General features: G+C 61.3%; 15 protein-coding genes. 12 read left to right on the top strand and 3 right to left on the bottom strand.

Annotated elements, in window-relative coordinates:
• Window positions 1–107: 107 nt before the first annotated feature.
• On the top strand, window positions 108–989 hold the full coding sequence (locus AB4Z19_RS01070; RefSeq protein WP_442033963.1) for a LysR family transcriptional regulator: 882 nt from the start codon (window positions 108–110) through the stop codon (window positions 987–989).
• Here AB4Z19_RS01070 and AB4Z19_RS01065 read toward each other — a convergent pair.
• Entirely contained in the window at window positions 986–1,471 is a 486-nt protein-coding gene (locus tag AB4Z19_RS01065; RefSeq protein ID WP_442027360.1) for a VOC family protein, read from the bottom strand. The genes AB4Z19_RS01070 and AB4Z19_RS01065 overlap by 4 nt on opposite strands.
• An 85-nt stretch (window positions 1,472–1,556) precedes the next feature.
• Between AB4Z19_RS01065 and AB4Z19_RS01060 the strand changes: the two genes are divergently transcribed.
• Both AB4Z19_RS01060 and motA read left to right on the top strand, forming a co-directional pair.
• Entirely contained in the window at window positions 1,557–2,291 is a 735-nt protein-coding gene (locus tag AB4Z19_RS01060; RefSeq protein WP_442027358.1) for a Mut7-C RNAse domain-containing protein, read from the top strand.
• A gap of 56 nt (window positions 2,292–2,347) precedes the next feature.
• On the top strand, window positions 2,348–3,208 hold the full coding sequence (gene motA / locus AB4Z19_RS01055) for a flagellar motor stator protein MotA (protein WP_442033961.1): 861 nt from the start codon (window positions 2,348–2,350) through the stop codon (window positions 3,206–3,208).
• On the opposite strand, the gene AB4Z19_RS01050 is transcribed toward motA, so the two are convergent.
• Window positions 3,195–5,021 (bottom strand): DUF4153 domain-containing protein, encoded by a 1,827-nt coding sequence (locus AB4Z19_RS01050; RefSeq protein ID WP_442033960.1) that lies wholly within the window; start codon window positions 5,019–5,021, stop codon window positions 3,195–3,197. The genes motA and AB4Z19_RS01050 overlap by 14 nt on opposite strands.
• Window positions 5,022–5,143: 122 nt before the next feature.
• Between AB4Z19_RS01050 and dapC the strand changes: the two genes are divergently transcribed.
• The 5 genes from dapC to AB4Z19_RS01025 all read left to right on the top strand — a co-directional run bounded on the left by dapC (window position 5,144) and on the right by AB4Z19_RS01025 (window position 11,148).
• A complete protein-coding gene (dapC, locus tag AB4Z19_RS01045; RefSeq protein WP_442033958.1) occupies window positions 5,144–6,358 on the top strand; it encodes a succinyldiaminopimelate transaminase in 1,215 nt (404 codons plus the stop codon).
• Window positions 6,359–6,366: 8 nt separating this feature from the next.
• A complete protein-coding gene (gene dapD / locus AB4Z19_RS01040; protein ID WP_442033957.1) occupies window positions 6,367–7,188 on the top strand; it encodes a 2,3,4,5-tetrahydropyridine-2,6-dicarboxylate N-succinyltransferase in 822 nt (273 codons plus the stop codon).
• A gap of 81 nt (window positions 7,189–7,269) precedes the next feature.
• Window positions 7,270–8,409, top strand: a complete 1,140-nt coding sequence (locus tag AB4Z19_RS01035; protein WP_442030141.1) for a PilT/PilU family type 4a pilus ATPase — start codon at window positions 7,270–7,272, stop codon at window positions 8,407–8,409.
• 115 nt (window positions 8,410–8,524) lie between these two features.
• A complete protein-coding gene (locus AB4Z19_RS01030; RefSeq protein WP_442033955.1) occupies window positions 8,525–10,054 on the top strand; it encodes a helicase HerA-like C-terminal domain-containing protein in 1,530 nt (509 codons plus the stop codon).
• 110 nt (window positions 10,055–10,164) lie between these two features.
• A complete protein-coding gene (locus AB4Z19_RS01025) occupies window positions 10,165–11,148 on the top strand; it encodes a bile acid:sodium symporter family protein (RefSeq protein ID WP_442033953.1) in 984 nt (327 codons plus the stop codon).
• 6 nt (window positions 11,149–11,154) lie between these two features.
• On the opposite strand, the gene AB4Z19_RS01020 is transcribed toward AB4Z19_RS01025, so the two are convergent.
• Window positions 11,155–12,273, bottom strand: coding sequence for a matrixin family metalloprotease (locus tag AB4Z19_RS01020; protein ID WP_442033951.1), 1,119 nt, complete (start codon window positions 12,271–12,273; stop codon window positions 11,155–11,157).
• A gap of 246 nt (window positions 12,274–12,519) precedes the next feature.
• Here AB4Z19_RS01020 and AB4Z19_RS01015 point away from each other — a divergent pair, with 246 nt between their 5' ends.
• The 4 genes from AB4Z19_RS01015 (at window position 12,520) to AB4Z19_RS01000 (ending at window position 16,989) form a co-directional block, all read left to right on the top strand.
• Window positions 12,520–12,870, top strand: coding sequence for an ArsC family reductase (locus tag AB4Z19_RS01015; protein WP_442021830.1), 351 nt, complete (start codon window positions 12,520–12,522; stop codon window positions 12,868–12,870).
• A gap of 5 nt (window positions 12,871–12,875) precedes the next feature.
• Complete coding sequence (dapE, locus tag AB4Z19_RS01010) at window positions 12,876–14,006, top strand: succinyl-diaminopimelate desuccinylase (protein WP_442021832.1); 1,131 nt, start codon at window positions 12,876–12,878, stop codon at window positions 14,004–14,006.
• Between the two features lie 8 nt (window positions 14,007–14,014).
• A complete protein-coding gene (gene prmB / locus AB4Z19_RS01005) occupies window positions 14,015–14,905 on the top strand; it encodes a 50S ribosomal protein L3 N(5)-glutamine methyltransferase (RefSeq protein ID WP_442021834.1) in 891 nt (296 codons plus the stop codon).
• Window positions 14,906–14,979: 74 nt separating this feature from the next.
• Entirely contained in the window at window positions 14,980–16,989 is a 2,010-nt protein-coding gene (locus AB4Z19_RS01000; protein ID WP_442033949.1) for an ATP-binding cassette domain-containing protein, read from the top strand.
• The last annotated feature ends 16 nt before the right edge of the window (window positions 16,990–17,005 follow it).

The following is a 17,005-nucleotide window of genomic DNA, read 5'->3' as shown; positions in this document are numbered from 1 at the left end:
TCAAATATCTTGCTTGCGGCGGGGTGCCGCTTGCCTGACACAAGTCTAGGTTACGAACCAGCGTGTTACTATGCTCTCCGTTCGAATTAGACTTATTTGAAATTCAAATGAATGATCGCTTCCAGGAGCTGACCGTCTTCGTTCGCGCCGCCACGACCGGCAGCTTTTCCGCAGCTGCGCGCGAGCTTGGCCTGTCGCAGCCTTCTGTATCACGCATCATCTCCGAGCTGGAGGAGCGCCTCGGCGCGCGGCTTTTGTTGCGAAGTACGCGCAAGGTGGTACCCACCGACGCAGGCGAATCATTCCTGCAGCATGCGGGCCAGATCCTGGCCGATCTGGAGCGGGCGGATGAACTGGCGCGGAATATGGACAGCGTCGAAGGCATCCTGCGCGTAGCGGCGCCGTCCATCGTGTGTCAGCGCGTTCTGATTCCGCAACTGCGCAAATTCGCCCTTAGCCATCCGCGCCTGAAGATGGAATTCATGACGTCGGACAGCCTGCAAAATCTGGTCGCGGACCGGATTGACGTGGCGATCCGCTTTGGAAAGTTGAAGGATTCGGGATTCGTGGCACGCAAGCTGGCGGAGCTACCGAGAATTCTGATCGCATCGTCCGACTACATCGCCGCGCGCGGCATGCCCGAGTCGCCTGACGCGCTGGCAAAGCATGACATCATCATTGGCCCAGTGTCGCCGCAAATCTGGCCCTGGACCTTTACGCGGCAAGGCGAAAGCCACCATGCGCGCATCGCGCCGCGCTACCTGTTCGACTCTGCCGACGGTGCAGTTGCCGCGGCCACCGCTGGCCTGGGCATCGCCCGAGTGGCAAAGCCGTTTTGCGCAGACGAGCTGGCATCCGGAAGGCTGCTGGCGGTAATGCCGGACTTTGCGCCGGAACCAGTGGAGGTGCACGCCGTCTATCCCGGCGGTCGCGCCACCTCCACTAAGGTGAAACTATTCAGCGAATTTCTGAAAGAGCTGCTGGCCTAGGCTTCGTTGTAGGCCTTGCGCAGCGTGGCGAGGTCCATTTTCTTCATCTTCATCATCGCTGCCATAGCGGCCTGGGATTTGGCGCGATTGGAGTCGCTCAGCATGTCCATGATCGCGGCCGGGAAGACTTGCCAGGACAGGCCGTATTTGTCCTTCAGCCAGCCGCACTCGCTGTGGGCGCCGCCTTCGGCCAGCTTGTCCCAGTAGTAGTCGATCTCCTCCTGCGAATCGCATGGCACTTGCAGCGATACGGCTTCATTGAACTTGAAGACCGGCCCCCCATTCAGCAAGGTGATGGGCTGGCCCTTGATGTCGATTTCGACGACCAGCACGGTGCCCGCTTTCTGGCCGTGCTGCTCGTGGCCTGCCTCACCGTAGTAGCTGGTGCGGGTGGTCTTGCTGTCCTTGAAGATGCTCGTGTAGAACTTCGCGGCTTCCTCGGCCTGGTTGTCGAACCAAAGGCATGGCGTGATTTTCTGCATGGTTTCCTCCGTCAAAAGTGGGGTGATGGTAACTCTACGACGAACGGACGGCGCACGGATCGACAGGCCGCGTAAAATAATCCGTATGGTCATGGCCACCTTCCGCTTTTACGAGGAACTCAACGATTTCCTGCCCCGCCAGCGGCGCAAGGTGGAATTCAGTTGCGAGTGCGCGCGCGCCGCCACCACCAAGCACATGATCGAAGCACTGGGCGTACCGCATACGGAAGTGGAACTGATTCTAGTGAATGGCATATCGACCGACTTTCACCAGATCCTGCAGGACGGCGACCGTGTAGCCGTCTATCCCAAATTCGAAACCTTCGACATCAAGCCGCTGCTGCGCGTGCGCGAGCAACCCATGCGCGAGCTGCGCTTCGTGGCGGATGCCCACCTCGGCGGCCTGGCGCGCCTGCTGCGCATGGCGGGCTTCGATACGCTTTACGACAATGCCATTGACGACAGCGAGGTTGAGGCGCTATCCAAGAACGAGCACCGCGTCGCGCTCACCCGCGACCGCGACTTGCTGAAGCGCTCAGGCGTGACGCACGGCTGCTATGTGCGGGCGCTGAAGCCCGCGCCCCAGCTGGCGGAGCTGTTCCAGCGCCTTGACCTGGCCGCCAGCGCCAAGCCATTCACCCTGTGCCTGAGCTGCAATCAGCCGCTGCGCACAATCGATAAGGTTGCGGCATGGGACAAGCTGCCGCCATCCGTGCGCGCGACACAAGACGAGTTCCTGACTTGCGACTGCTGCCACGGCGTGTTCTGGAAAGGCTCGCACTGGCGGCGCATGTGCACACTTCTTGAGCAAATTTCTTAGAAGAAATGAAAACCGGGTTAAAATGTTGCCAAGTGGCATCATTTTAGGAGAGTCCCGTGTTCGTCATTGTCGGATATATCGTGGTGGTTGCTTCCGTACTGGGCGGCTATGCGCTGCAAGGTGGCCATCTGGCCGCGCTGTTTCAGCCTACCGAGCTGCTGATCATCGGCGGCGCTGCCACCGGCGCTTTCTTTGTCGCCAACGACAAGAAGGCTATCGCCGCAACGCTGGCCGCTATCCCTGGCCTGTTCCAGACTTCGCGCCATACCAAGTCGCTTTACATGGAGCTGATGTCGCTGATGTTCGAGCTGCTGTCCAAGGTGCGCAAGGAAGGCCTGATGACCATCGAGGGCGACGTCGACGAACCGCATCAGAGTCCGATCTTCACCAAGTATCCGCGCATCCTGCACGACCATCACCTGCTGGAGTTCATGACCGATTACCTGCGCCTGATGGTGTCCGGGAATATGGACGCCTTCCAGATCGAGAACCTGATGGACAACGAGATCGAAACGCATAACGAGGATGCCGAGATCCCGATTCATACCATCCAGCAGATGGCCGAGGCGATGCCGGCTTTCGGCATCGTGGCCGCGGTGGTGGGCGTGGTGCACACCATGGGCTCCGTGGGCCTGCCGCCGGCGGAACTGGGCATCCTGATCGCCAGTGCGCTGGTCGGCACCTTCCTCGGCATCCTGATTGCGTATGGCTTCGTTGGTCCGCTGGCCAGCCTGCTGAAGCGCAAGCATCACGAAACAGTGAAGATGTACCAGTGCGTGAAGGTGACGCTGCTGGCAAGCCTGAACGGCTACTCGCCCGCCCTGGCCGTGGAATTTGGCCGCAAGGTGATATCCGCGACCGAGCGCCCGTCCTTCGTGGAACTGGACAAACACGTGCGCCTGGTCAAGGCGAAGTAGCGGCGCTGAGTCCCGCACAAGCGCCCGGCTGCAACGGGATAGACGATTCCCGTTGCAGCGCCACACGCTGGCCACCGACCTCGATCTCGCGCATGCGCGGCGGCACCAGCGAATACTCCCCTGCCTTCAGCTTCGCCAGCAAAGGCTCGCAGCCTGCCACATCGTAAGGCACGCGGGCCAGCACATCCCAGCGATGATCCTCACTTTCGGCCAGCAGCACGGCGCCGATGAAACTCTCTTCCCCAACCAGCAGCACTTCGGTGCGGCCATCGCCGTCGATATCGACCATGAAGGCATCGCAGATGCGATCCGGCTTGGTCAGACATAGCGGCAGGCGCGGGCCGGCGCGGTTCAGGTTCCAGTCGCGCAGCGGAAAACCCTCGGGCAAATGGGCCTCTTTCGGCCACACGCGGATATTGGCGGCGATATCCAGCCCCGGCGTCGAACGCAGATCGCCGGTGAAACGCAAGCTCATGGCCTGCTCCGCTTTCGCCCGCAAGGCGCTGTCGGTGCTGGAAGCCAGCTTGTGCAAGGCTGCCAGTCCATAGCGCTCGCCCTGGAAGCGCAGGAAGGCAAAGTCGAACTGATCGAGCGGAGTCCTGCCCTGCTCCAGCCGCGCCAACTGGCTGGACACGGAAATGCGCGCCGGATCGGCAATCGGCGTGAACAGGCCTAGCAATACGGCCAGCACCAGCAAGGCCGCACAGATATTCACCTCGCGCACCGGCTGTAACCAGGCGCCCTTGCGCAGCGCCGCCCAGGCGTAACCCACGGCATAGCAGACCGCCACCAGCAGGCAGGATGCGGCGATCACGCGGTCGGGCGTCCAGCCGTAGTCCGCCACGCGCAGGCCGAGCGCATGAATACCGAGGGCCGTCAGCGGCAACAGCAGCACGCAGGATACGCGCGCGGACATACGCACCGTGCGCGCCACGCCCGGCAAGCCGTCCCCGGTCTGGAAGGCCGCATTCACCAGCACCACCAGCATCGCGCTGGTGGACAACAGCACCGCCGTTGCGTGGCGCGTTTTCCACAGCACTTCCAGTCCCGTGAACGGCAGGCTGGCGAGGAAGCCCAGCGACAACAGCGACGCCACCGGCAGAATCCAGGCCATCAACACCAGCAGCAGCGTGCGGATGCCGCGCACGATGGCGGGACGCACATCCGTCACGTGCATGGCGCAGGAAAAGGCGAAACAGGTCGCGGGCACGGAAAACCACGGTTCCTCCAGCAACTGGCGCAGGAATTTCAGCTCCAGCAACTGGAACATGATGGCGCCCAGCCACAGCACGCCCCAGAATGCGAGCACGAAAAATCCCGAGAACGAAAGCTGTATAAACAACTTCCATGCGCTTTCAAAATAGGTGGTGTAGCGTGCGATGCGGCGGCCGTCCTGCGCGCCCGCCAGCACCATGCTGTGAGCGATGTAGAAAAACCCAACGCTGAAGATCAGCACGAAAAAGGAAGACTGGCGCGGCGCATCCGGCGGCGCCGCTGCGGCAAGGCGCCACGCGTCGTTCACGCCGAATACGACGATTACGGCGCCGGCGGCCAGCAGCCACACAATCAGCTGGCGCCGCGTCAGATGGCCCAGCGCGGAAATCAGCAGGATGGGAACAATCAGCGACAGCAGCACCAGCGGATAAAACAGCATCGGCGCGCTGGCAGGCCAGCCCTTGTTGCGCAGCGAATGATAGAGGAAATACAACAGCGCGCCCTGCACCAGGCCCGCGGCCAGGCGCTGCTGGCCCACGCGGCGGGTCACGGCAGCGTCGCGCAGGAGCACATCGGGATCGGTAAGCACGGCCGGCATAGATCCTCCTCAAGGGGGTGAAGACGATAATAGCGCCTTGTCATTATTGCAGCAACGCCCACTGTGGCCTCACTCTGAGGCTATAATGGGTGGTTCCGATTCCCGCAACATGACGACCTGCCGTGAACCCTCACCTCGACAAGCTCCAACCCTATCCGTTTGAAAAGCTGCGCCAACTGTTTGCGTCCGTGACGCCAAACCAGGACTACCCGGCCATCAGCCTTGGCATGGGCGAACCGAAACATCCGACGCCGCCCTTCATTCAGCAAGCCTTGATCGAGCATATCGGGGGCCTGGCGAACTATCCGACCACCATTGGTTCGGAAGCGCTGCGCAAGGCGATTGCCGGCTGGCTGGAGCGCCGTTACGGCCTCCCTGCGCTTGATCCGGCCACGCAAGTGCTGCCGGTGAACGGTTCGCGCGAGGCCCTGTTCGCACTGGCGCAAACCGTGATCACGCCGGACTCGGGCCAGCTGGTCATGAGCCCGAATCCGTTCTACCAGATTTATGAAGGCGCGGCCTATCTGGCGGGCGCTGAGCCCTACTTCGTCAACTCCGACCCGTCACGCAATTTCGCCTGCGATTACGACAGCGTGCCGGAAGAAGTGTGGAAGCGCGTGCGCCTGCTCTACCTCTGCTCGCCGGGCAATCCTACCGGCGCCGTGCTGACGCTGACCGACTGGGAGAATCTGTTCGCCCTGTCCGAACGCCACGGCTTCATTATCGCGGCCGACGAGTGCTATTCCGAAATCTACCACGGCGACGAGCCGCCGCTGGGCGCCATGGAAGCCGCGCACAAGCTGGGCCTCAACACCGCCGGCAAGCCTTATGCGCGCCTGGTGGTGTTTTCCAGCCTGTCCAAGCGCTCCAACGTGCCGGGCATGCGCTCCGGCTTCGTGGCGGGCGATGCGGACGTGCTCAAAAAATTCCTGTTGTACCGCACCTACCACGGCAGCGCCATGAGCCCTGTCGTGCAGGCTGCGTCGGTGGCGGCCTGGAACGACGAAACCCACGTCGAAGCCAACCGTGCCGAATACCGCGCCAAGTTCGCCGCCATCACACCCCTGCTGCAGGAAGTGATGGACGTGGCGCTGCCCGACGCAGGCTTCTATCTGTGGGCTGACGTGAGCCGCACCGGCTTGTCCGATACGGAATTCGCCCAGCGCCTGCACGCCGAATATAATGTGACCGTCCTGCCGGGTTCATTCCTGGCGCGCGACGCCCACGGCATCAACCCTGGCCGCAACCGCATCCGCATGGCGCTGGTTGCCGAGGCCTCGGAAGGGCTGGAAGCGGCGCGCCGCATCGTCCAATTTTGCAAAAACCTGAATAAGTAAAGACCACCATGAGCATCCAGCAAATTATCGAATCCGCGTGGGACAACCGCGCCGAACTGAATCCGTCCAACGCTTCCGCCGAAATCCGCGACGCCGTCAGCCACGTGCTGGCTGGCCTGGACGCCGGCTCCCTGCGCGTGGCGCAGAAAGAGAATGGCGCCTGGATCGTCAACCAGTGGATCAAGAAAGCCGTGCTGCTGTCCTTCCGACTGGAGAACAACGTGGCCATGCCATCCGACGGCACCATGCAGTTCTACGACAAGGTTCCGACCAAGTTCGCCAACTACACGCCTGAAGATTTCGCCAAAGGCGGCTTCCGCGTGGTGCCGCCAGCCGTTGCACGCCGCGGTTCCTTCATCGGCAAGAATGTGGTGCTGATGCCGTCCTACGTGAACATCGGCGCCTACGTTGACGAAGGTGCGATGGTCGACACCTGGGCCACCGTGGGTTCCTGCGCGCAGATCGGCAAGAACGTGCACCTGTCCGGCGGCGTGGGCATCGGCGGCGTGCTGGAACCGATGCAAGCCAATCCGACCATCATCGAAGACAACTGCTTCATCGGCGCGCGTTCCGAAATCGTGGAAGGCGTGATCGTGGAAGAGAACTCGGTGATCTCGATGGGCGTGTACATCGGACAGTCGACCAAGATTTACGACCGCACCACTGGCGAAGTGACTTACGGCCGCGTGCCATCCGGTTCCGTGGTTGTATCGGGCTCACTGCCGTCGGCCGATGGCAAGTACAGCCTGTATTGCGCCGTGATCGTGAAGCGCGTGGACGCACAGACCCGCGCCAAGACCGGCATCAACGAACTGCTGCGCGGCGTATAAAACCGCAAAGCCAGGCAAGTGCCTGCCACGCTGTGGCAGGCACCAGACTTTAAGGGTTCTAAAAAAGGAGACACCCAAACCATGGCAATGGACCGCCTGTTCCAGCTGATGAAGGAAAAGAACGCATCGGATATGTTCTTCGCCGTGGGTTCTCCCGTCCACCTCAAGATCAACGGGCTGCTGATTCCAATCAATCAGCAAAAGCTTGAGCCGGACAATCTGCACGCCCTGCTGGCCGAAGTCTGCTCCCCCGAGCAACTGGCCGAGCTGGAAGAAACGAATGAGCTGAACATGGGTATCGGCGTGCCGAACCTGGGCCGCTTCCGTCTCTCCGCCTTCCGCCAGCGCGGCACCATCTCCGCCGTGTTCCGTTTCGTACCGGCGAATATTCCGCCGCTGGGCGAACTGGGACTGCCACCAGTGCTGGCGGAATTGATCATGGAAAAGCGCGGCCTGGTGCTGCTGGTGGGCGCGACCGGCTCCGGCAAGTCCACCACCATTGCAGCCATGCTGGATCACCGCAACGATCTGCGCTCGGGCCACATCCTGACGCTGGAAGACCCGATCGAATATCTGTTCAAGAACAAGAAGTCGATCGTGAACCAGCGCGAAATTGGTTCCGACGCCAAGGACTTCTACACCGCGCTGCGCAACTCCATGCGCCAGGCGCCGGACTGCATTCTGATCGGCGAGATCCGCGACAAGGAAACCATGGCCGCAGCCCTCGCTTACGCGCAGTCGGGCCACCTGGTGCTGGCGACGCTGCACGCGAATAACTCGTACAACGCGCTGAACCGGATTATCTCTTTCTACCCGATCGAGAACCGCCCGGCGCTGCTGCAGGACTTGTCCTCGACCGTGAAAGCGATCGTCTCGCAGCGCCTGTGCCGTTCTGCGGCAGGCGGCACGCGCACACCGGCGGTTGAAGTGATGGTCAACACGCGCTATATCTCCGACCTGATCGAAAAAGGCGAAATCTCGCAGATTAAGGAAGCGCTGGAAAAATCCCTGTCGCCCGGCTCGCAGTCCTTCGAGCAGGCGCTGTATGGCCTGGTGCAGGAAGGCCTGGTCACGCAGGAAGAAGCGCTCGCGAACGCCGACTCCGCGACCAACCTGCTCTGGCTGCTCAACCACGGCCTCGAAGCCAAGCCCGCCGACGACGAGCAAGCGCCCTCCACCGCCTCCGAAACCTCCTTCACCGAGTTCACCCTCAACACCTAACACCCTGGGGTCAGATCCGACATTCGGACACGAGCTCATGTCCGAATGTCGGATCTGACCCCAAGGTTTCTGTGATGTATGATTGGCATTCCGGCCACATCTATGGAATGCCATCATGTCGACTGCCCTGCCGATTGCGAAGGACACTGCCGCCAAGCCTGCGGTGACGCTTGAACTGCTGTCCAATCTGGTGAATCGCCATGGCTGCATCACCGGCGCTACCGGCACCGGCAAGACCGTTACGCTGCAGGTGATTGCGCAATCGCTGTCGAACATCGGCGTGCCGGTGTTTATGGCGGATGTGAAGGGTGACTTGTCCGGCCTCGCGAAACCCGGTGCAGCATCCGAGAAAATGAATAAGCGCCTGGAAGCGCTGGAGGAGCAGGCGCCGCAATGGTCCGCCTGCCCGACCACGTTCTGGGACGTCTTCGGCGAACAGGGCCACCCGGTGCGCGCGACGATTTCCGATCTCGGCCCCATTCTGCTGGCGCGCATGCTGAACCTGAACGACACCCAGGAAGGCGTGCTGCAACTGGTCTTCAAGATCGCCGACGACAACGGCTTACTCCTGCTCGACACCAAAGACCTTCGCGCCATGCTGCAGCACGTCGGCGACAATGCGGCCGATTACAAGACCAGCTACGGTAACGTTTCGGCGGCGTCCATCGGCGCCATTCAGCGCGGACTGCTGGCCATCGAGGAACAAGGCGGCGACAAGTTCTTCGGCGAGCCGATGCTGAATATCGACGACCTGCTGCAAACGGACACGCAAGGTAAAGGCGTGGTCAACATCCTCGCGGCGGATAAGCTGATGAACGCACCCCGTATCTATGCGGTGTTTCTGCTCTGGATGCTGTCCGAGCTGTTCGAGAACCTGCCCGAAGTGGGCGATCTCGATAAGCCCAAGCTGGTGTTCTTCTTCGACGAAGCCCACCTGCTGTTCGCCGAAGCGCCCAAGGCCCTGCTGCAAAAGATCGAACAGGTGGTGCGACTGATCCGCTCCAAAGGCGTCGGCGTGTTCTTCATCACCCAGAATCCGCTGGATATTCCGGACACGGTGCTCGGCCAGCTCGGCAACCGCGTCCAGCATGCCCTGCGCGCCTACACGCCGCGCGACCAGAAAGCAGTGAAGGCCGCAGCCGAAACCTTCCGGCCTAATCCCAAGCTGGATATCGGCCAGGTGATCGGCGAGCTAGGCGTGGGCGAGGCGCTGGTGTCCTTCCTCGATGAGAAAGGCACGCCGCGTATGGTCGAACGCGCCTTCATCCTGCCGCCCGCTTCCCAGATTGGGCCAATCACGCCGGACGAACGTAAGGCCGCTATGAGCAAGTCCGTTGTCGCCGGCATCTACGAAAAAACCGTCGACCGCGAATCGGCCTACGAAAAGCTGACCAATCGCACCGCCACCACGGCCCGCCGCGCGGACGAACCCGCGCCCGCGCCTGCCCAAGCGCCAAGCGGCAACGCCTCGGCCGACAACGGGAGCTCCATCTTCGGCGACGTCCTCGGTGGCATCTTCGGCAAGACCGGCAAACGCGACACCGCCGTGCAGGCCATGGTCAAATCCGCCGCCCGGAGCATCGGCTCCCAGGTCGGCCGCGAAATCATCCGCGGAGTCCTCGGCTCAATTCTCAAGAGCAGATGACCGTGAGAAGAAAGTACAAGGGAAAATAGAGGCTGACTTTCGCAGATTGGTTTGATCACTAAGCCCTGCCGGCGTCAGCGGGAAAAAAATCGCGCTGATAGAATGGGCGGATGTCTGCTATCTCATCTTTGCTCAAACGTCTTCTGCCAGACGGCTTTACCCTGGCGCTTCTGATCACCGTTGCCATTGCCACAATCTTGCCTTGCACAGGCGATGTGGCGGTGGGCTTCAGCCAGTTCACAGCTTTCGCCATCGGCGCCTTGTTCTTTTTGCACGGCGCGAAGTTGCCGCGCGAGGCGATCGTGGCGGGGTTGACGCACTGGCGTCTGCACCTGCTGGTGTTGTGCTGCACCTTCGTGATGTTCCCTTTGCTGGGACTGATTCTGAAGCCCGTCGCCCAGCCGATGATGACGCCGGAGCTTTACATGGGCATCCTCTTCCTGTGCATGCTGCCGTCGACGGTGCAATCGTCGATTGGTTTCACGTCCATGGCGCGCGGGAATGTAGCGGCTGCGGTGTGCAGCGCGTCGGCATCAAGCTTCCTTGGCATTTTCGTCACGCCGCTGCTGGTGGGAACCCTGGTGGTGAAAGGCACCGTTGCTGGGCGCAGCGCGATGGACACGGTGATGCCCATTGTTTATCAGCTGCTGCTCCCCTTCATTGCCGGACAGCTGCTGCGCCCCATCATCGGCAAGTGGGTCGACCGCAACAAGCCTTTGCTGAAATACGTGGACCAGGGCTCGATTCTGCTGGTGGTTTATACGGCTTTCAGTGAAGCCGTTTCTGAAGGGCTGTGGCACAAAGTGCCCTTGTCTTCGCTGGTTGCACTGCTGGTGGTGTGCTGTGTGCTGTTGGCGCTTGCGCTGACGCTGACCGCCTGGATCAGCAAACGTATGGGCTTCAGTCGCGAAGATGAAATCACGATCGTGTTCTGTGGCTCGAAAAAGAGCCTGGCCAGCGGCGTGCCGATGGCCAAGGTGCTGTTTGCTTCTTCCGCATCGCTGGGCATGATCATCCTGCCGCTGATGCTGTTCCATCAGATCCAGCTGATGGTGTGCGCCGTACTGGCGCAGCGCTTTGCGCGCCGCGCCTGACATTACTTACGCAATGGCGTGGTGGTCGACGAAGTGGCTATGATGGCCAATCAGCTGCACGTGGTCGTCGTGCACGATCTGGTCCAGCGCACCGCTCGACGCATTGGCAGTGCCGGCCACATTGGCGGTTGAAGCAACCGTGGTCGCAGCGGCCGTCGCGGCCAGCGCCGTGGTGCTCAATGTCACATTGTGATCGGTGAACTGCAGGATCTCGATATTGCTCAACTTATCGATACCCTCAGCGCCGCTGACGGTCCAGGTATTCGTCCCGGTGTGCACGATCGAATATGCGGAACTCGCGCCGTTGAAGACGGCCGTGTCAATACCACCGCCACCATTGAGCGTATCGTTGCCGCCGTCGCCTTCCAGCTTGTCGTTGGCTGCGGTGCCGGTCAGGGTATCGGCCAGGCTGGTGCCCGCCAGATAGCGCGCACCGGTGGTGGAGTTCACGCCCAGCGAACCTGCCAGCCCATCACCGCCGTACAGCCATTTCAGTGCCGCGACGTCGTACTCGCTGAAGGTGGAGTGCACGCCGCCGGAATGGGTGTAGGACATCAGCGTGTGCGCCGTGTTGTCTACAGTGCTCGGCAGCTTGATCGAGCCTTCAAACGAGTGCTTCAGGCCCAGCATGTGGCCGATTTCGTGCAGCAGCGTCTCGTAACCCTGCGTGCCTGGCGTGAGGTTGGCGTTCATGCCCGCCCACTCCGCGTTGTCCAGATAAACATAGGACGACGCCGTGAACTTGGTCACCACACTGCCGCTGGTGTAGGAATAGCCATAGTGCGAACTGTCCTGACCCGTGGTGTTCGAGCCGCTGATATTCGCATCGGCGAAATGCACCTGCGCCTTGGTCGCATCGGCAGTCTCGACGAAGTTGATGCCGGTCAGCTTGGCCACATAAGCCATCGCCGTGCGGGTATTCACCTGCTGCGACGCGCTGAAGGCGACCGGCTTGCTCAGGATGGCCGAGTTGCCCGATTCCAGATTGGCACTGGTCGAGAAGGTGTAGTAAATCGTGTTGGTGCCGGGAGTGAGGTAATTCCAGTTCGGTAGATTGCCCAGCAGGGAGTCGATGTAATTGAGACCAGAAAGAGTGGTGCTTGTAACTTGCGAGACGGTTGCCATGGCTTGCAATAACTAAGTGAATCGAACACTCAGTATTCCTAGCCCATCCGTTCAGGTCAACTGTAAATTCAATCGTGCGCGGGTCAGTGTGCACTCCTATGGAAATTGTTAATTATTTCCCCAGAAATAGGGTTTGTAACTCTTGCACGGCTTTCCACTGACGGCCGATATAAGTCACAGGGTACGGCGGGATATAATGTCGTCCTTCGGCCGCAGGGCGGCCATGCATCTGATGACATTTTCCCAATGATTACTCTCTACGGCATTCCCAACTGCGACACCGTCAAGAAGGCACGCACCTGGCTGGCGGACCAGCAGCAGGACTTCAACTTCCACGATTTCAAGAAGCAGGGGCTGACGGCCGAGCAGGTGAAGCACTGGCTGAAGTCGGTGGAGTGGGAAACGCTGGTGAACAGGAAGGGCACGACCTGGCGCGCGCTGTCCGATGAGCGCAAGGCGCAGATCGTGGACGCCGACAGCGCCATCGCGCTGATGCTGGAGAATCCGTCCGTGATCAAACGCCCCGTGCTGCAGCGTACGGACGGCAGCCATGTCGGCTTCTCTGACGCGCAATACCGCCAGATCTTCGGCCTGTGAGCATCATGGAATCGCGTACTCTCCTGCTCACTGAAAAACTGATCGGGCGTGAATCCGTCACGCCGGAAGACAAGGGCTGCCAGGACCAGCTGATCTCCCTGCTGCAGCCGCTGGGCTTCAAGTGCGAGACCATCGTATCCGGCGAAGTCACGAATCTGTGGGCGCGCAAGGGCACCGAAAGCCCGGTGCTGGTCTTTGCGGGACACACGGACGTGGTGCCCACCGGCCCGGTGGAGAAATGGTCTTCGCAGCCTTTCCTGCCGGTGGTCCGCGACGGCAAGCTGTATGGACGCGGCGCGGCGGATATGAAGACGTCCATCGCCGCCATGGTCGTTGCCTGCGAAGAGTTCATCGCGCAGAACCCGAACCACAAAGGCTCGATCGCCTTCCTGATCACCAGCGACGAAGAAGGCCCCGCCACTGATGGCACCGTGGTCGTCTGCAATCAGCTGAAGGAACGCGGCGAAACGCTGGACTACTGCATTGTCGGCGAACCAACCTCCTCGCAAACCCTGGGCGACATGATCAAGAACGGCCGCCGTGGCAGCCTGTCCGGCAAGCTGACCATCAAGGGCGTGCAGGGCCATATCGCTTACCCGCAACTGGCAAAGAATCCCATCCATGTCGCCGCGCCAGCGCTGGCCGACCTGGTGGCGGAAGTCTGGGACGAAGGCAATGAATACTATCTGCCGACTTCGTGGCAGATGTCGAATATCCAGGCCGGCACCGGCGCGAACAATGTGATTCCAGGCGAGCTGCATATCGACTTCAACTTCCGCTTCTCCACCGCCAGCACGCACGAGAGCCTGCGCGAGCGCGTGCACGCGATCCTCGACAAGCACGGCCTCGAATACGATCTGGATTGGACTTTGAGCGGCCTGCCCTTCCTGACCCCGCGCGGCACGCTGAGCAAGGCGATCTGCGAAGCGATCAAGGAAGAAACCGGCGTGGACACTGAACTGTCCACCACCGGCGGAACGTCCGACGGCCGCTTCATCGCCCAGATCTGCCCCCAGGTGATAGAATTCGGCCCCCCGAATGCGAGCATCCACAAGATCGACGAACACGTTGAAGTGCGCTTTGTCGATCCGCTGAAGAACATCTACCGCCGCACCCTCGAAAACCTCCTGCGCTGAGAAAAATAATGGACGCTACCATGTACACCACGCCGCGCGATCTGCTGCGCCACGCCGTCACCCGTTTCAACACGGCCAAGCTGTTCTTCGGCCACGGCAGCGCCGAAGCCTTCGATGAAGCGGCCTACCTGATTTTGCACACGCTGAAGCTCCCGCTGGATAAGCTGGAACCCTTCCTCGATGCGCGCCTGCAGCCGGAGGAAGTGCAGCAAGTGCTGTCCGTGATCGAGCGCCGCGCCACCGAGCGCGTGCCGGCTGCCTACATCACCAACGAAGCCTGGCTGGGCACCTATAACTTCTACGTGGACGAGCGCACCATCGTACCGCGCTCCTACATCGCGGAATTGATCCCGAATTACTTCGCGCCGTGGGTGAATGAGCCTGAAGGCGTGTCGAATATTCTGGAACTGTGCACGGGTTCCGGCTGCCTGGCGATCATGATGGCCGATGCTTTCCCTGATGCTGCCGTTGATGCGGTTGACATTTCGTCCGGCGCACTGGAAGTTGCGCAGCGCAATGTGAACACTTATGAGCTGCAGGACCGCGTGTCGCTGATTCAATCGGACCTGTATGCCAACGTCCCGGCAGGTAAGAAGTATGACCTGATCATCACCAATCCGCCTTACGTGAATTCGGGTTCGATGAAGAAGCTGCCGCAGGAGTACCTGCACGAGCCGCAGATCGCCCTCGACGGCGGCACGGATGGCATGGATCTGGTGCGCAAGATTGTTGCTGGTGCCGCCGAGCGCCTGACGGAAGATGGCCTGCTGATCGTTGAAATCGGCAATGAGAAGGAATTCGCGGAAGCGGCTTTTGGCCACCTCGGTCTGACCTGGCTGACCACCAGCCAGGGTGACGATATGGTGTTTCTGCTGACCGCTGACCAATTGAAACTGTAAACCCGAAGCGTAACCCTGGTGGCTGCCACGCCGTGGCAGCCACCTGCTTCACGCTGTTGGTTCTAAATAGACCTATGATTCGATTTACGAACGTAAGCCTGATGCGCGGCCTGAAGCCGCTGCTGGAAGGCGCTGACCTGACCCTGAACCCGGGCGACAAGATCGGCCTGATCGGCGCCAACGGTGCCGGCAAATCCAGCCTGTTCGCCATGCTGCGCGACGAGCTGCATCCGGATCAGGGCAGTATCGACTTCCCTGCCAAATGGCGCATGGCTTACGTCGCGCAGGAAACGCCGCCCCTGCCCCGCGCCGCGCTGGATTACGCCATCGACGGCGACGTGCATCTGCGCGAACTGCAGGCGGAGCTGGTGCGTCTCGAAGCGCTGCCGGAATCGCACGACAACGGTATCGCCATCGCCCACGTCCACACTGCGCTGGCCGATGCCGACGCCTACACCGTGCAGTCGCGCGGCGAACAGCTGCTGCTGGGCCTTGGCTTCACGCTGGAGCAGATGCAGCAGCCGGTGGCTTCTTTCTCCGGTGGCTGGCGTATGCGCCTCAATCTGGCGCAGGCGCTGATGTCGCCGTCCGACCTGCTGCTGCTGGACGAACCGACCAACCACCTGGATCTGGACGCCATCATCTGGCTGGAAGACTGGCTGAAACGCTATCCCGGCACGCTGATCATCATTTCCCACGACCGCGATTTCCTCGACGAGATCGTGAACGTGGTCGTGCATATCGACGACCGCAAGCTGAAACGCTACTCCGGCAACTACTCCGCCTTCGAGCGCCAGCGCGCGGCGCACCTGGTGCTGCAGCAGGCCTCCATCGAAAAGCAGCAGCGCGCCCGTGCCCACCTGCAGTCCTTCATCGACCGCTTCAAGGCCAAGGCTACCAAGGCGCGTYAGGCGCAAAGCCGCATGAAGCAGCTGGCGAAGATGGAAGAACTGGCGCCGCTGCGCGCTGCCGCCGAGTTCTCGTTTGAATTCCGCGATCCCGTCTCGGCGCCGAATCCGCTGCTGGTGATGGAAGACGTCAACGCGGGCTATCACACCGATCAGGGTAACAAGCTGATTGTTCGCGGCATCAACTTCTCGCTGCAGACCGGCCAGCGTATCGGCCTGCTGGGCGTGAACGGCGCGGGCAAGTCCACGCTGATTAAGACCATCGCTGGCGATCTGCAGCCGCTGGAAGGCAAGTCCACCACCGGCAAGGGCCTGATCATCGGCTACTTCGCCCAGCACCAGGTGGAGATGCTGCGTCACGACGAATCGCCCCTGTGGCATTTGCAGAAGCTGGCGCCGACCACGCGCGAGCAGGAGCTGCGCAACTTCCTGGGCAGCTTCAACTTCCCGGGCGATATGGTGACCAGCAAGATCGCGCCATTCTCCGGCGGCGAAAAGGCCCGTCTGGCACTAGCCCTGATCGTATGGCAGCGCCCTAATCTGCTGCTGCTGGACGAACCGACCAACCACCTGGACCTGGAAACACGCGAGGCGCTGACCGATGCGCTGGCCCAGTTCGAGGGCACGCTGGTGGTTGTATCCCACGATCGTCACCTGCTGCGTGCGACCACCGAACAATTCATCATCGTCGAGAACGGACGCTTGCGCGAGTTTGACGGCGACCTGGATGATTACAAGGACTGGCTGCTCCAGACCAAGCTGGCCAAACCGGCGCCAGGCGCGACGCCAGCCGGCGGCAGCGCTGGCAATACAGGCGGCGCGGCAGCGAACAATGCGGTGGGCAGCGCGGCAGGCGTCGCGGACGAGATTGCGCCGATGTCGGCAGCCGAGCGCAAGGAACAGAAACGGCTGGAAGCGGAACAGCGCCAACGCATGTCCGCCCAGCGCAAGCCACTGGAGAATCGCCTCAAGAAGGTCGAGGAGCAGATGTCCAGGCGCAGCGCGCAGAAGGCGGACATTGATACGGCGCTGGCCGATCCCGCCATTTATGAGGCCGAGAACAAGCCGAAGCTCAAGACGCTGCTGGCAGACCAGGTCGACTGCACGAAGGAGCTGGAAGCACTTGAGGGCGAGTGGCTGGAGTTGCAGGAACAGCTGGAAGCATTGGCCGCGTAACGGTACGCACGGCGGA

The sequence above is a fragment of the Pseudoduganella sp. RAF19 genome (assembly GCF_052114165.1).
Classification (GTDB): domain Bacteria; phylum Pseudomonadota; class Gammaproteobacteria; order Burkholderiales; family Burkholderiaceae_D; genus Rugamonas.
The sequence above is the reverse complement of the archived record's forward strand: the minus strand, read 5'-3'. Positions and strand labels throughout refer to the sequence as shown.

Bases quoted from the DNA above. Each gene is read 5' to 3' on its own strand.
- AB4Z19_RS01070 (WP_442033963.1), top strand. From the start codon at position 108: ATGAATGATCGCTTCCAGGAGCTGACCGTCTTCGTTCGCGCCGCCACG.
- AB4Z19_RS01065 (WP_442027360.1), bottom strand. From the start codon at position 1,471: ATGCAGAAAATCACGCCATGCCTTTGGTTCGACAACCAGGCCGAGGAA.
- AB4Z19_RS01060 (WP_442027358.1), top strand. From the start codon at position 1,557: ATGGTCATGGCCACCTTCCGCTTTTACGAGGAACTCAACGATTTCCTG.
- AB4Z19_RS01050 (WP_442033960.1), bottom strand. From the start codon at position 5,021: ATGCCGGCCGTGCTTACCGATCCCGATGTGCTCCTGCGCGACGCTGCC.
- dapD (WP_442033957.1), top strand. From the start codon at position 6,367: ATGAGCATCCAGCAAATTATCGAATCCGCGTGGGACAACCGCGCCGAA.
- AB4Z19_RS01035 (WP_442030141.1), top strand. From the start codon at position 7,270: ATGGCAATGGACCGCCTGTTCCAGCTGATGAAGGAAAAGAACGCATCG.
- AB4Z19_RS01030 (WP_442033955.1), top strand. From the start codon at position 8,525: ATGTCGACTGCCCTGCCGATTGCGAAGGACACTGCCGCCAAGCCTGCG.
- AB4Z19_RS01025 (WP_442033953.1), top strand. From the start codon at position 10,165: ATGTCTGCTATCTCATCTTTGCTCAAACGTCTTCTGCCAGACGGCTTT.
- AB4Z19_RS01020 (WP_442033951.1), bottom strand. From the start codon at position 12,273: ATGGCAACCGTCTCGCAAGTTACAAGCACCACTCTTTCTGGTCTCAAT.
- AB4Z19_RS01015 (WP_442021830.1), top strand. From the start codon at position 12,520: ATGATTACTCTCTACGGCATTCCCAACTGCGACACCGTCAAGAAGGCA.
- dapE (WP_442021832.1), top strand. From the start codon at position 12,876: ATGGAATCGCGTACTCTCCTGCTCACTGAAAAACTGATCGGGCGTGAA.
- prmB (WP_442021834.1), top strand. From the start codon at position 14,015: ATGGACGCTACCATGTACACCACGCCGCGCGATCTGCTGCGCCACGCC.